The sequence below is a fragment of the Bradyrhizobium sp. NBAIM14 genome, from assembly GCF_020193895.1.
GTDB classification, from domain to species: domain Bacteria; phylum Pseudomonadota; class Alphaproteobacteria; order Rhizobiales; family Xanthobacteraceae; genus Bradyrhizobium; species Bradyrhizobium yuanmingense.
Genome location: NZ_JADYVQ010000001.1, coordinates 390,209 through 404,387 on the forward strand (window position 1 = coordinate 390,209; position 14,179 = coordinate 404,387).

General features: G+C 64.2%; 14 protein-coding genes. 10 read left to right on the plus strand and 4 right to left on the minus strand.

Going from position 1 to position 14,179, the window contains the following annotated elements; genetic code table 11:
- Position 1: 1 nt before the first annotated feature.
- Together I6F28_RS01755 and I6F28_RS01760 are read right to left on the minus strand one after the other, a co-directional pair.
- Positions 2-1,402 (minus strand): amidase family protein, encoded by a 1,401-nt coding sequence (locus tag I6F28_RS01755; RefSeq protein ID WP_036027256.1) that lies wholly within the window; start codon positions 1,400-1,402, stop codon positions 2-4.
- A 233-nt stretch (positions 1,403-1,635) separates the two neighbouring features.
- Positions 1,636-1,893, minus strand: coding sequence for a DUF6894 family protein (locus I6F28_RS01760; RefSeq protein WP_036007354.1), 258 nt, complete (start codon positions 1,891-1,893; stop codon positions 1,636-1,638).
- Positions 1,894-2,155: 262 nt separating this feature from the next.
- Between I6F28_RS01760 and pqqA the strand changes: the two genes are divergently transcribed.
- The 10 genes from pqqA to I6F28_RS01810 all read left to right on the plus strand — a co-directional run bounded on the left by pqqA (position 2,156) and on the right by I6F28_RS01810 (position 12,149).
- Entirely contained in the window at positions 2,156-2,236 is an 81-nt protein-coding gene (pqqA, locus tag I6F28_RS01765) for a pyrroloquinoline quinone precursor peptide PqqA (protein ID WP_007595659.1), read from the plus strand.
- 130 nt (positions 2,237-2,366) lie between these two features.
- Positions 2,367-3,296 (plus strand): pyrroloquinoline quinone biosynthesis protein PqqB, encoded by a 930-nt coding sequence (gene pqqB / locus I6F28_RS01770; protein WP_225126078.1) that lies wholly within the window; start codon positions 2,367-2,369, stop codon positions 3,294-3,296.
- Positions 3,297-3,316: 20 nt separating this feature from the next.
- The gene (pqqC, locus tag I6F28_RS01775) at positions 3,317-4,072 is read left to right on the plus strand and encodes a pyrroloquinoline-quinone synthase PqqC (protein ID WP_249781794.1); all 756 of its coding nucleotides are present in this window, start codon (positions 3,317-3,319) and stop codon (positions 4,070-4,072) included.
- Between the two features lie 11 nt (positions 4,073-4,083).
- A complete protein-coding gene (gene pqqD / locus I6F28_RS01780) occupies positions 4,084-4,395 on the plus strand; it encodes a pyrroloquinoline quinone biosynthesis peptide chaperone PqqD (RefSeq protein ID WP_057026049.1) in 312 nt (103 codons plus the stop codon).
- The gene (gene pqqE / locus I6F28_RS01785; RefSeq protein ID WP_225139139.1) at positions 4,392-5,573 is read left to right on the plus strand and encodes a pyrroloquinoline quinone biosynthesis protein PqqE; all 1,182 of its coding nucleotides are present in this window, start codon (positions 4,392-4,394) and stop codon (positions 5,571-5,573) included. The genes pqqD and pqqE overlap by 4 nt, the downstream gene beginning before the upstream one ends.
- A complete protein-coding gene (gene pip / locus I6F28_RS01790; protein WP_225139140.1) occupies positions 5,563-6,549 on the plus strand; it encodes a prolyl aminopeptidase in 987 nt (328 codons plus the stop codon). Before pqqE ends, pip begins: the two co-directional genes overlap by 11 nt.
- A 13-nt stretch (positions 6,550-6,562) precedes the next feature.
- A complete protein-coding gene (locus I6F28_RS01795) occupies positions 6,563-7,240 on the plus strand; it encodes a DUF4286 family protein (RefSeq protein ID WP_036027271.1) in 678 nt (225 codons plus the stop codon).
- Positions 7,241-7,480: 240 nt separating this feature from the next.
- On the plus strand, positions 7,481-9,280 hold the full coding sequence (locus I6F28_RS01800) for an FAD-dependent oxidoreductase (protein WP_036007315.1): 1,800 nt from the start codon (positions 7,481-7,483) through the stop codon (positions 9,278-9,280).
- On the plus strand, positions 9,250-11,097 hold the full coding sequence (locus I6F28_RS01805; RefSeq protein WP_225112121.1) for a 2-oxoacid:acceptor oxidoreductase subunit alpha: 1,848 nt from the start codon (positions 9,250-9,252) through the stop codon (positions 11,095-11,097). Before I6F28_RS01800 ends, I6F28_RS01805 begins: the two co-directional genes overlap by 31 nt.
- Entirely contained in the window at positions 11,094-12,149 is a 1,056-nt protein-coding gene (locus tag I6F28_RS01810; protein WP_225139141.1) for a 2-oxoacid:ferredoxin oxidoreductase subunit beta, read from the plus strand. The genes I6F28_RS01805 and I6F28_RS01810 overlap by 4 nt, the downstream gene beginning before the upstream one ends.
- On the opposite strand, the gene I6F28_RS01815 is transcribed toward I6F28_RS01810, so the two are convergent.
- Together I6F28_RS01815 and I6F28_RS01820 are read right to left on the minus strand one after the other, a co-directional pair.
- Positions 12,150-12,596 carry a DUF4399 domain-containing protein gene (locus I6F28_RS01815; RefSeq protein WP_036007306.1) on the minus strand — a complete coding sequence of 149 codons (447 nt, stop codon included), beginning with the start codon at positions 12,594-12,596 and terminating at the stop codon, positions 12,150-12,152.
- Positions 12,597-12,613: 17 nt separating this feature from the next.
- Positions 12,614-14,179 (minus strand): SUMF1/EgtB/PvdO family nonheme iron enzyme, encoded by a 1,566-nt coding sequence (locus I6F28_RS01820; RefSeq protein ID WP_225139142.1) that lies wholly within the window; start codon positions 14,177-14,179, stop codon positions 12,614-12,616.

Genomic DNA, 14,179 nt, shown 5'->3' on the forward strand with positions numbered 1-14,179 from the left:
GCTAGCCCACGGGATCGATCGGCGATGGCGGCACGCCGCCGGCCTCGATCGCTTCGCCCGCGAGCAGGCACAGATCCTCGCGATAGCGGCCAGAGACGATGTGCACGCCGACCGGCGCCCTGCCGACGAGACCTGTGGAGACCACGAGGCCCGGCAATCCCATGAAGGGAATCGCGATCTGCGGCAGCTGCGCTTCCCAGACCCGCTTGAAGGAATCCTCGTCCTTGCGATCGAGATGGTCGGGGAACGGCAATTCGCCGGAGACCGGCGTCAGCAGCACGGCGTATTTTTCGAAGAACAGCATCCAGTCGCGGGTCAGCGTGGCTCGCCGGGTCAGCGCCTTGGCGTAATTGGCCTGATCCATCGGCGTGACCCTGGCGCGGTTGCCGCGCAGGCAGGCCAGTGCGCCGGGATCGCCCTCGCGCTCGGCCATCTCCAGCTGCGCCTCATAGCCGTCACCGAGCCAGAGCTTGATCTGCCATTCCACCGCTTCGCGCATCGGCGGCGTGTCCTCGATCACATCGACGGTCCAGCCCGCGCGCTCCAGCCGCTTGCCGGCATCGCTCACCGCGGCCTTCACCTCCGGTGCGGTGGCAAGGCCACCCGGATTGAGGCACAGCGCAGCGCGCTTGTCCCGTGCGGGTCCTTGCAGCGGCACCGGCGCGAACCAGGGATCGCGGATGTCGCGGGCCGACATCGCTTCAAGCGAGATGCGCAAATCGTTGACCGTGCGCGCCAGCGGGCCCGAGACCGCCATGATCTGCGGACCGATCGGGCGCTCCGGCAGCGCCGGGTTGAAGGCGGGAATGCGTCCGAGCGTCGGGCGCAGACCGTGCACGCCGCAGGCATAGGCGGGATAACGGATCGAGCCGGCGATGTCGGTGCCGTGCGCGATGTGGCCGATGCCGGCCGCGACCGCCGAGCCGGCGCCGCCGGACGAGCCGCCCGGCGTCAGCGAAGCGTCGCGGGGGTTCTTGGTGTCGCCGTGGATGAGATTGGTGGTGAACCAGCGGTAGGAGAAGGCCGGGCAATTGGTGCGGCCGAGCAGGATGGCGCCCGATTTCCGGAAATTGGCGACCACCGGATTGTCCTCGCGCGCGATCAGGTCGCGCTGCAGCTTGAGGCCGTTGGTGGTGGCAAAGCCTTCCTGGTCGACATTGGCCTTGATGGTGACGGGCACGCCCGCGAGGACGCCGGGGTCCTCGCCCCGGCTAATTGCGGCATCGACGGCATCGGCCTGCTTGAGCACGTCATCCGGCCGGTGGTCGATCACCGCGTTGAGCTGGGGATTGACGGCATCGAGCCGCGCGAGACCGGCCTTGGCGGCCTCCCTGGCGGAGACTTTTTTGGACCTGACGAGGGTGGCGAGGTCGGCGGCCGACAGGCGCCAGAGATCTTGCATGGCTTGCTCCGTATGACAGGCGTCTTTTAGCGCCGGGAACGCGGCAAAGCCATGCGGATTTCGCGGGGGTGAAAGGCGGGTTTTGCGCCGGGCGTTGCCTCATTCTCCGTCATTGCGAGGAGCCCTTGCGACGAAGCAATCCAGGCTGCCTCCGGGGGGAGGGATTCTGGATTGATTCGCTACGCTCGCAATGACGTGGAGAGAGCGGTGAGCCCCTTACCTATCGCGTCCGGCTAATGCCTCGTCGCGGACTGGTCCGGCATGTCGAGCAGCGCTTCGGTGAAGGGAAACTCCAGCACGATCTCGCCGTCGGCGTCGGTGACCTCGATGACGGCCTCCAGCAGCGCCGGCTGGGTTCCTTCCGACTTCACGACCTCAAGGATCATCTGGCGCGCGACCTCCCAGGCGCGATCGGGGTTGCGCAGGTCCTCGCCGTCAGGATCCACGATCAGTTCGTCTCCGATGCGGGTGTTGAAGAAATATCTGGGCATGCCTGATCCATTGGGGTCGTCTGTCGCCGATGAGAAGCCGGTCCATACTCACAACTGGTTTATCCCGACAGGGATCACGACCTATCGGCAATTTTGCGTATCTGATCCGCTCATCTTTGCGGCCGCAATACGCCATCTTTGCAGTGCAACAATTCCCGCAGCCTACTACCTAGGTCGGGAAAATTTCACTGGCGAACTTTGCCGTCCGCACTAATTTGTCCAATGGGCGGATACGTCCGAATTCGCGAAAATGGAGAGCCAAATGGCCTGGAAAGCCCCTAAGATCGTCGAAGTGCCCTGCGGCATGGAAATCAATATGTATGTGAGCGCCACCCGCAAGTAAGCGGCTGGTGGAAACGCGTTCTGCGCAGGTGGTTCTTTCGGTCACGATACGTTTCCGGCAGAGAGAAACCTTGTCCGAAACTGTCTCGGCCTGAGATCCACCTCGCCAATTCGCCTCCAGGAGACGGATCATGCTTCGCGTCGTCGTCCTGGGCGCCGGGGCCGGCGGCGGAGTTCCGCAGTGGAATTGCGGCTGCGAAGGCTGCCGCGCGGCTCGTGCGAAGGGACATGAGCTGTTTCGAACCCAGGCTTCGGTCGCCTTCAGCGGCGACGGCGAGCACTGGTTCCTGATCAACGCCTCACCCGATCTTCGCCAGCAATTGAACGCCACGCCGCAGCTGCACCCAAAGGCGGGCGCGCTGCGCCACACGCCGATTGCGGGCGTGATCTTGACCAACAGCGAAGTCGATGCGGTGGCCGGCCTGCTGTCGATGCGCGAAGGCTCGCCCTTCACGATCTATGCGCACGAGAAGGTGCTGGCGATCCTCAGCTCCAACAGCATCTTCAACGTGCTGAACGAGAAGAACGTGCGGCGCCAGCCGATTGCTCTCCGCGAGCCGTTCGAGCCGCGGCTGCCCGACGGTGCGCGCTCGGGGCTCGAGGTGCTGCCCTTTGCCGTGCCGGGCAAGTCGGCCTGGTATCTCGAAGGCAAGGTGCATCCGGGCGGCGAGAGCGGCGACGGCGACACGCTGGGCCTGAAGATCACCGACAAGGCCACGGGCAAGTTCTTCTACTTCATCGCGGCCTGCGCCGAAGTGACCGACGCGCTCAAGGCCGAGATCGACGGCGCTTCACTGGTGTTCTTCGACGGCACCGTCTGGCGCGACGACGAGATGATCAGGGCCGGCCTCGGCCACAAGACCGGCAAGAGCATGGGCCATGTCGCCATGTCCGGCGAGGACGGCGCCATCGCCCGGCTGGCCGATCTCAATATCGACAGGAAGCTGTTTCTGCATATCAACAACTCGAATCCGGCGCTGCTGCCCGGCTCGCCCGAGCGCAAGCTCACTGAGGAGGCGGGCTGGCAGATACCCGCGGATGGAACGGAGATCGTGCTGTGAACGCCGCATCACTGACTGGAATGACCGCGCTCTCGATCGGCAAGGACTTGAAGCTCAACTCCGCCGAGGAGCTGGAGGCAACGCTGCGCCACATCGGCGCCACGCGCTATCACAGCCTGCATCCGTTCCATAAGCTGCTGCATGGCGGCAAGCTGAACAAGGGCCAGGTGCAGGCCTGGGCGCTCAACCGCTACTATTACCAGAGCACGATCCCGATCAAGGACGCGGTGGTGATCTCGCGCTTCCGCGACCGCGCCACGCGGCTGGAATGGCGCCATCGCATCGAGGACCATGACGGCGACGTCGGCAGCGAAGGCGGCATCGAGCGCTGGATCAAGCTGACCGAAGGGCTCGGGCTCGACACCGCTTACGTCGAATCCACCGAAGGCATCTTGCCGGCGACGCGCTTCGCGGTCGAAGCCTATGTGCACTTCTGCCGCGAAAAAAGCCCGCTGGAGGCGATCGCCTCCTCGCTCACCGAGTTGTTCGCGCCGAACCTGCATGAAGAACGCATCTCGGGCATGCTGGAGCACTACGACTTCGTCAACCCCGATATCATGAGCTACTTCAAGCGCCGCCTGACCCAGGCGCCGCGCGACGCCAATTTTGCGCTCGATTATGTCAAGAGGCAGGCCACGACGCCGGAGCAGCGCGCGCAGGTCTGCAACGCGCTGATCTTCAAGACCAACGTGCTGTGGGTGCAGCTGGATGCGCTCCAGCATGCCTATGTCGAGGGCCACATTCCGCCGGGCGCGTTCGTGCCCAAAGCGAGCTGAGGATTAAAGCGATGGCCGGGCCGCGGAACATCAGCGTCAGCGAGGCGAGCCGCCCCGTGCTGCCGCGGCATGCCAAGCTGAAATATGACGAGACGCGCAAGGTCTGGGTGATCCTGGCGCCGGAGCGGGTGCTGGCGCCGGACGAGATTGCGGTCGAGGTCTTGCAACTCTGCAACGGCGAGCGCAATGTCGGCGACGTCGCCGATCAGCTCGCCGCAAAGTACGCAGCGCCGCGCGAGGCGATCCTGGCCGACGTCATCGCCATGCTGCAGGATCTCGCCGACAAGGGCTTTCTCACCGAGATCAGGGAGAAGACGTCATGAGCGACGTGACCATCCCGCCCAGCGACAGCCTCGCGGTGCTTGAGAAGCAACGCTCGACGGCGGAGACCTTCGGCATTCCGCTGGCCGTGCTGCTCGAGATCACCCATCGCTGCCCGCTGCAATGTCCCTATTGCTCCAACCCGGTCGAGCTCGACCGCTCCGGCAAGGAGCTGACGACGGACGAGTGGAAGAAGGTGCTGAGCGAGCTCTCCGAGATCGGCGTGCTCCAGGTGCATTTCTCCGGCGGCGAGCCGACGGCACGAAAGGATCTGGTCGAGCTGGTCAAGCATGCCAGCGACGCCGGGCTCTACACCAATCTCATCACCTCGGCCGTGCTGCTGACGCGCGAGAGGCTCAGCGATCTCGCAGATGCCGGGCTCTGCCATGTGCAGATCTCGTTCCAGGGCATCGAAGACGGCCTCGCCGATCGCGTCGCCGGCTACAAGGGCGGCCACCGCAAGAAGCTCGAGGTCGCGAAATGGACGCGCGAGCTCGACCTGCCGCTCACCGTGAACGCGGTGATGCACCGGCAGAACCTGCACCAGTTTCCCGACATCATCCAGATGGCGCTCGATCTCGACGCCGACCGGCTCGAGGTCGCCAATGTGCAATATTACGGCTGGGCGCTGAAGAACCGCGCCGCGCTGATGCCAACCGTGGCGCAGCTCGATGAGTGTACCCGCCTCGTTGAGGAGGCGCGCGAGCGGCTGAAGGGCCGACTGACCATCGACTACGTGGTGCCGGATTATTACGCGCTGCGGCCGAAGAAATGCATGGGCGGCTGGGGCCGGCAGTTCTTCAACATCTCGCCCGCCGGCAAGGTGCTGCCCTGCCATGCCGCCGAGAGCATCACCGGGCTCGATTTCGAATCGGTGCGCTCCAACCATTCGATCGCCTGGATCTGGCAGAACTCGGAGGCCTTCAACCGCTATCGCGGCACCGGCTGGATGAAGGAGCCGTGCAAGAGTTGCGAGTTCCGCGAGATCGATTTCGGCGGCTGCCGCTGTCAGGCCTTCGCGCTGACCGGGGACGCCGCCAACACCGACCCGGCCTGCGCGCTGTCGCCGCTGCACGAGACCATCTTCAAGCAGGCGGAAGCCGAAGCCGAGGGCGAGACCAGCCGCTTCCTCTATCGCAACTTTGCCGGCGGCACCCTGGAATCCGAGAATGACGCCTGACGCCGACGCGGGCTCAGCGGCCAAACGCACTGATCCCTTTGCGCCGCTGACCTCCGATATGCTCGACGTCGGCGATGGCCATGAGCTCTATGTCGAGAGCGTCGGCCGCAGCGACGGCATCCCCGCGGTCTATCTGCACGGCGGGCCCGGCAGCGGCTGCCAGCCCGACCATCGCCGGCTGTTCGATCCCGACCGCTTCTGCGCCGTGCTGTTCGACCAGCGCGGCTGCGGCCGCAGCCGGCCCAAGGGATCGCGCGAGCACAACACCACACAGCATCTGATCGCGGACATGGAGACGATCCGCGAAAAGTTCGGCTTCGAACGCTGGATGGTGGTCGGCGGTTCCTGGGGCGCGACGCTGGCGCTGGCTTATGCAGAGGCGCATCCCGAGCACGTCTCCGGCATAGCGCTGCGCGCGACGTTTCTCGGCACGCGGGACGAGGTCGAGACGGCCTTCACCTCGCGCCTGTCGCAATTCCATCCGGCGCTGTACGAGGATTTCCTCAGCGTGCTGCCGCCAGAGGAGCGTGACCGGCCGGTGGATGCCTATTGGCGCCGCATCCTCGATGCCGACCCTGCCGTGCATGGCCCGGCGGCGAAGGCCTGGCACGACACCGAGCGCGTCTTGTCCGAGCACAAGCCGGCACGGACGCGGCTCGACCTCGCCGGGCTGAACGTCTGGCGCACATTGCCGGCGACGCCGTTCATGGAAGCGCATTATTTCACCAACGACAGCTTCATGAACGAGGACCAGCTGCTGCGGAACGCGGGCCGGCTCGACGGCATTCCCGGCATGATCGTGCAGGGGCGCTATGATCTGTTGTGTGCTCCCGCGACAGCGCAGGCCCTTGCGAAAGTATGGCCCGGTTCCGAGCTTCGCATCGTGGAAGAAGCCGGGCATTCGCTCTATGATGGCGGCGTGAGGGACGCCGTCATGAAGTCGATCGCGGACCTTGCGTCGAAGATCGGGCGATGAGAGGACAAGAAGAATGCCGCTCGCCGGAAAGGGCATGCTGCTGACGTCGATGAACATCGACGCTGCGGACGAGGCCGATTTCAACCGCTGGTACGATCGCGAGCATCTGGAAGAGCGTGTCGCAATCGACGGATTTCTCGAAGCGCGGCGCTATGTCGCGCATGCCGCCAACCCCAAATATCTCTCGCTGTACTCGACCGAAACGCTCGGCGTGCTCGACAGCCCCGCCTACCGGGCGCGCCTCGCCGACCAGACCGAATGGTCGCGGCGATCCATGGCGCGCTTCAGGGACATGCTGCGCGTGGTCGCGCGCATCACAATCAGCAAGGGTACTGGCCGCGGCGCGTCGCTCGGCCTGGTGCGGCTGCGGCCGACGCCCGACAACGCCGGTGCGTGGCGTGATGCGCTGCAAGAAAAGCTGGCGCCGCAGGACCGCGACGGCATCATCTCGATGCACCTGCTCGAAAGCGAGCCGGAATTGTCGGGCGCAACGGCGGGAATTCCGGCGGTGCGCAACGAGGGCGCGCGCGACTGGTTCGTGCTGATCGACGGCACGCACGTCAATGCCGTCTCCGCCGTTATCGCCGAGCGCTTCACCGGCCCGGCTGCGGCGCCCTTCCCGCTCCCCATCTCCGTCGGCACCTACTGCCTGATGTGGGACCTCGCCAAGAGCGATGTCGCGCGCGGCTGAACGGCATCCGCATCGCAGCATATTGCACCGCACGCATCTCGTGCGCCGCGCGTTAATGCCGTGCACGCGTAGCTCCCATGAAAGCGGTGACGCGCGCAAATTTGCCGTTGTACTTCGGAACGGTTCTAATAAGCTAACCCAATGACGTCATTCAGAAACCAGATCAAAGCGCGTTAAGCGCTCGCCAAGCTCAAACAAAAAAGGCCGCGGGGTCTTCGGACCTGCGCGGACAGGGTAGGAATGAAACCGACCGACATCGCGGCCCCCGACTACTTTCACAAAGTGGTCGATTGTCAATGGGCCTGTCCTGCGCACACCCCGGTTCCCGAATACATCCGATTGATCGCCCAAGGCCGCTACAGCGATGCCTACATGATCAATTGGAAATCGAACGTGTTTCCCGGCATTCTGGGACGCACCTGCGATCGTCCCTGCGAGCCGGCGTGCCGGCGCGGACGCGTGGAGGAAAATCCTGTCGCGATCTGCCGCCTCAAGCGTGTTGCAGCGGATTTCAAGGACGACATCAGGCAGCGGCTGCCGAAGCCCGGGCCGAAGAACGGCAAGCGCGTCGCGCTGGTCGGCGGCGGTCCCGCTTCGCTGACGGTGGCGCGCGATCTCGCGCCGCTCGGCTATCACTGCACCGTGTTCGATGCCGACCCGGAAGCCGGCGGCATGATGCGCACGCAGATCCCGAAATTCCGCCTGCCCAATTCGGTGATCGACGAGGAGACCGGCTACATCCTGGGTCTCGGCGTCGAGTTCAAAGGCGGCCACCGCATCGACAGCATGAAGGCGCTGCTTGCCGAGAAATACGACGCCATCTTCGTCGGCTCCGGCGCGCCGCGCGGCCGCGAGCTCGAGCTTCCCGGCCGGAAAGAGGCCGCCGCCAACATCCATATCGGCATCGAATGGCTGGCCAACGTGTCGTTCGGCCATGTCGACAAGATCGGCAAGCGCGTCATCGTGCTCGGCGGCGGCAACACCGCGATGGATTGCTGCCGCACCGCGCGCCGGCTCGGCGGCGAGAAAGTCACGGTGGTCGTGCGGTCCGGCTTCGACGAGATGAAGGCCTCGCCCTGGGAGAAGGAAGACGCGATCCACGAGGATATCCCGATCCTCAACTACATGGTCCCGGTGGCCTTCAAGCATGTCGCCGGCAAGCTGATCGGCGTCACCTTCCAGCACGTCAAAGCCGAATACGACGCCAAAGGCCGCCGCAATCTGGTGCCTTCGGGCGATCCCGATCAGACCATTCCCTGCGACGACGTGCTGGTCGCGGTCGGTCAGGAGAACGCCTTCCCCTGGATCGAGCAGGATTGCGGCATCGAGTTCGACAAATGGCACATGCCGAAGGTCGATCCGAAGACCTTCGCCTCGACCAATCCGAAAGTGTTCTTCGGCGGCGATGCCGCGTTCGGCCCGAAGAACATCATCTGGGCGGTCGCGCACGGCCATGACGCCGCGCTGTCGATCCACAAGATGCTCTCGGGCGAAGCGGTCGACGAACGGCCGCTGCCGGAGGTGCAGATCTCCTCGCAGAAGATGGGCATCCACGAATGGAGCTATGACAACGACATCTCGCCCGACAAGCGCTACAAGGTACCGCATCGCGACAAGGTCGTTGCGCTGAAGGACATCCGCGCCGAGGTCGAGCTCGGCTATGATGTCAAGCTGGCGCTCGGCGAAGCGCATCGCTGCCTGAACTGCGACGTGCAGACCGTGTTCTCGACCTCGCTCTGCATCGAGTGCGACGCCTGCGCCGACATCTGCCCGATGGATTGCATCACCTTCACCGCCAACGGCGAGGAAAGCGATCTGCGCCAGCGCCTGAAGGCGCCCTCCGCGCATCCGGACCAGGACCTCTACGTCTCCTCGGACCTGAAGACCGGGCGGGTGATGGTGAAGGACGAGGATGTCTGCCTGCATTGCGGGCTGTGCGCCGAGCGCTGTCCCACCGGCGCCTGGGACATGCAGAAATATTTCATCGAGATGACCCACGCAGGTTCGACATGTCCGACAAAAAGCCGATCAGCAGCGTAAACGACTTCGTCGTCCGCTTCGCCAACGTCAACGGCTCGGGCTCGGCCAGCGCCAACGAGATGTTCGCGCGCGCGATCCTGCGCCACGGCGTGCCTGTCAGCCCACGCAACATCTTCCCCTCCAACATCCAGGGCCTGCCGACCTGGTACGAGGTGCGCGTGACGGAAGCCGGCCATCTCGGCGCACGCGGCGGCGTCGACATGATGGTGGCGATGAATCCGCAGACCTGGGACAAGGACGTCGCCGGCATCGAGCCCGGCGGCTATTTGTTCTACGATTCCACCAAGCCGATGCCGTCGACCAAATTCCGCGACGACATCACCGTGATCGGCGTGCCGCTGACCGCGATCACCAACTCGACCTATACCGATCCGCGTCAGCGACAGCTGTTCAAGAACATCATCTATTTGGGCGCGCTCAGCGCGTTGCTCGACATGGACCCCAAGCTGATCGAGCAGCTGATCGGCGAGCAGTACAAAGGCAAGGAGAAGCTGCTCTCCTCCAACGTCCATGCGCTGCATCTCGGCCGCGACTGGGCGCTGCAGAACCTGAAATGTCCGATTGGGCTGCGCGTGAAGAAGTCCGACAAGGTCGGCGACCGCATCTTCATCGAGGGCAACAGCGCCGCCGCGCTCGGCGCGGTCTATGGTGGCGCCACCGTGTGTGCCTGGTATCCGATCACGCCGTCCTCGTCGGTGGCCGAGGCTTTCACCGCCCATTGCAAGAAGTACCGGCACGATCCTGAAACGGGCAAGGCGAAATACGCGATCGTGCAGGGCGAGGACGAGCTCGCGTCGATCGGCATCGTGATCGGCGCGTCCTGGAACGGCGCCCGCGCCTTCACGGCGACCTCCGGCCCCGGCATCTCACTGATGACGGAGTTCATCGGCCTCTCGTACTTTGCCGAGATTCCGGCCGTGATCATGAACATCCAGCGCGCCGGCCCCTCCACGGGCATGCCGACCCGCACCCAGCAATGCGACATCATCGCCTGCGCCTATGCCTCGCATGGCGACACCAAGCATGTGCTGCTGTTCCCCGAGGACCCGGCCGAGGCCTTCGAGTTCGCGGCCGCCGCCTTCGATCTCGCCGAGCGGCTGCAGACGACGATCTTCCTGATGCTCGATCTCGACATCGGCATGAACCACCGGCTCTGCCGCCCGCTGAAGTGGGACGATGCCAGGCAATATGACCGCGGCAAGGTGATGACGGCGGCGATGCTGGAGGAAGGCCGCGACTTCGGCCGCTATCTCGACGTCGACGGCGACGGCATTCCCTACCGCACCTATCCCGGCACGCATCCGACCAAGGGCTCCTACTTCACCCGCGGCACGTCGCGGGACCGCTATGCGCGCTACTCCGAGGAAGGCACGGTCTACGCCGACAACATGCAGCGCCTGATGCGCAAGTTCGAGACCGCGCAGGACCTGGTGCCGCGTCCGCTGCAGGCCAATGCGGAACGGCCGACCAAATATGGCGTGATATATTTCGGCTCGACCTCGCCGGCGATGGACGAGGCGATCGGCCTGCTGGAAGCGCGCGGGCATCAGCTCGACCGTCTGCGCATCCGCGCCTTCCCGTTCCATTCCAGCGTGGCCAGCTTCCTCGCCGAGCACGATTTCGTATACGTCGTCGAGCAGAACCGCGACAGCCAGCTGCGCCAGCTCATCGTCAACGAGAACGGCATCGATCCCGTCCGGCTGGTGCCGATCGTGCATTACGACGGCACGCCGATCACTGCTCGCTTCATCGCCAAGGCCATTGGCGACCACCAGGACCACCTCAAGGTGACCCCGCTCCGCAAGGCCGTGTCATGACTTACATCGCAAAACCGAAATTCCATCATCCGGGGCTGAAGAAGAACGCGCTCGGCTACACGCATCGCGATTACGAGGGCAAGATCTCGACGCTGTGTGCCGGCTGCGGCCACGATTCGATCACCGCCTCGATTATCGAAGCCTGCTACGAGCTCTCGATCGAGCCGAATCGGGTGGCGAAGATCTCCGGCATCGGCTGCTCGTCGAAGACGCCGGACTATTTCCTCGGCAATTCGCACGGCTTCAATTCCGTGCACGGCCGCATGCCATCCGTGCTGACAGGCGCCAATCTCGCCAACCGCGATCTGATCTATCTCGGCGTCTCCGGCGACGGCGATTCCGCCTCGATCGGTTTCGGCCAGTTCGCGCACTCGATCCGCCGCGGCGTCAACATGACCTATATCGTCGAGAACAACGGCGTTTACGGCCTGACCAAGGGTCAGTTCTCGGCCACCGCCGACCGCGGCTCGAAGAGCAAGAAGGGCGTCACCAACACCGACAACGCCATCGACCTCGTCGCCATCGCGCTGCAGTTAGGGGCCACCTTCGTGGCGCGCTCGTTCTCCGGCGACAAGAGCCAGCTGGTGCCGCTGATCGCCGCCGCGATCGGCCACAAGGGCGCGTCCTTCATCGACGTGATCAGCCCCTGCATCGCCTTCAACAACCATGCCGGCTCGACCAAGAGCTTCGACTATGTCCGCGAGCACAATGACGCCGTGAACCGGCTGGATGTGCTGGTCGGCCGCGACCCGATTGCGGTGGACTACGCGCCCGGCACGGTGCAGGTGGTCGAGCAGCACGACGGCAGCAAGATCGCGCTGCGCAAGATCGATGCCGATTACGATCCGCACGACCGCCTGGGCGCCCAGACCTTCCTCGCAAGGCACGCCGCCAAGGGCCAGATCGTCACCGGTCTTCTGTACGTCGACCCTGAGGCCGAAGACCTGCACGAGCATCTCAACACGGTCGAGACGCCACTCAACGCGCTCGAGGCGGACACGCTCTGCCCGGGCTCGGCGGTGCTGGACAAGATCAACGCCAGCCTGCGGTGATCATCTTCGCGCTGATGCCGCCGGCCTGACGCGTATCGTGATCTTCTCCGACACGACGGGTGGTTCGAACGGATAGTGCTTGGCGTCGCCAAGCACCAGTTGCAGCGTGTGCGTGCCCGGCGGAAGCTCGAGAAACGTTTCGGTTTGTCCGGCTCCGAAATGCAGATGGGACTTGTCCTGCGGAATCGGCTCCTTGGCATCAATGGGGTCTTTCACATCAATCAACAGATGATGGTGGCCGGCATTGTGGTAGTCGTCACCGGCATGCGTCACGCCCATGTTGCGCAGGCCGAACCGGACCCAAAACCCACCACGGATCTTCTGGCCGTCATACGGCGAGATGAAATAAAGCTTGGCGTCCTTTGGCGCAGTTTTGCCTTGCGGATAGGCCGCGCCGGGGAGCAATGCGATGGCGGCCGCGAGCGCGATACAGGAAACGATCTTCATCAAATTGACTCCAGTACCTACGGACTGAGCGCGATCCGGAATCCATGCGTGGGGTAACGGACGCCGGTGTCGTATCCACCGCGGTTTGACGGCCGCACATATCTCGAATCGTTCTTCCAGGAGCCTGAGCGCAGGACATGAGAGCCGCAGTCAGGGCTAGTCCACGCCGAGCCGTCGCTGGGCGCGCCCTGATACGTCCGGTGCCAGCAGTCTGCGACCCACTGATCGATGCCGCCGCCCATGTCGTAAAGCCCGAATGGATTGGGCTTGAAACTGCCGACCTTGGCCGGCTGCTCGGCCGCAAGTTCACCGCAATCCTTGCAGCCGGCCATGCCCGGCTGCAGCTTGTCGCCCCACCAATATTTGGTCTGTGTCCCGCCGCGTGCCGCATATTCCCATTCGGCTTCGCTCGGAAGCCGGTAGGGCTTCTTTGTCGCCTGCGCGAGCCAGGCGACATATTGCTGCGCATCGGTCCAGCTCACATTGCTGACCGGGGCATCGTCCTTGCCAGTGGCCGTGAATCCGCACGCCTTGGCGGCAGCGCATTCGTTCCACTCCTGCACCGTTACCGGATATTTTCCGATCGAGAACGGCTTGATCGTGACCTGATGGACGGGTCGTTCGGTCGGATCGTCATTGCTTCCCATCGCGAAGCTGCCGCCACGAATGGCGATCATTTCGGGTTCCCGGACCGGCGTCACCGATGGACTGGATGCCGGAGACGGTGAAGGCGATGCTGCGGGCGGTGGCACCGTTGTGGGCAACGGAGAAGCCGCGGGTGCGGCTTGTGGCGCCGGTGCTGCCGGGCTCGGTAATGACGGAACGGATTGCGGCGTCGGCGAAGCCAACGGCGCCGCGATCGGGGGAGCGGCAGCCTGTTGCCCCACCTGGCTGCGGTGCTGCACCAGCACGTACCAAAGCACGTAGCCGGCAATCACCAGCAATGCCGTGATCAGAAGAAAGAGCAGGACGTTCTCACGCCGGCTTCTTGTCTTGCCGACCGCATCAGCGTCCGGCAGCACACGATACACGCGCACCGGATCGGTGATGTTCTTGACCTTGCGGTCGCCGAGCGACTCATAGCCGCATACGATCTTGTGTTTGATCTGCTCGTAGATCGCGCCGGATATGAAGACCTGCCCCGGCTCCGCGATGCCCTCGATACGCGTGGCGATGTTGACGCCGTCACCGTAGATGTCGTCCGGCTCCACGATGACGTCACCGAGATTGACTCCGATCCGATATTCGAGCCGGGAATGCTTGGGAATGGAGGCGTTGCGGCCGACGAGATTCTGCTGGATGACGATGCTGCATCGAACGGCTTCCACGGGACTGTCGAATATGGCGATGAAGCCGTCGCCGGTCGTCTTCACCAGACTTCCATGGTGCTCGATGATGCTGGGCTGGATGATGTCGCGCTCGATCCGCTTGACGCGGGCATGCGTGCCTTCCTCGTCGGCCTGCATCAACCGGCTGTAGGAGACGATATCGCCGACGATGATCGCGGCGAGACGGCGAGGCATTCCGCTGTGCGGCGGCGGCTCGTCGGGATTTCCGGGTCTGAAGTTGCGAATTTCGCCCAT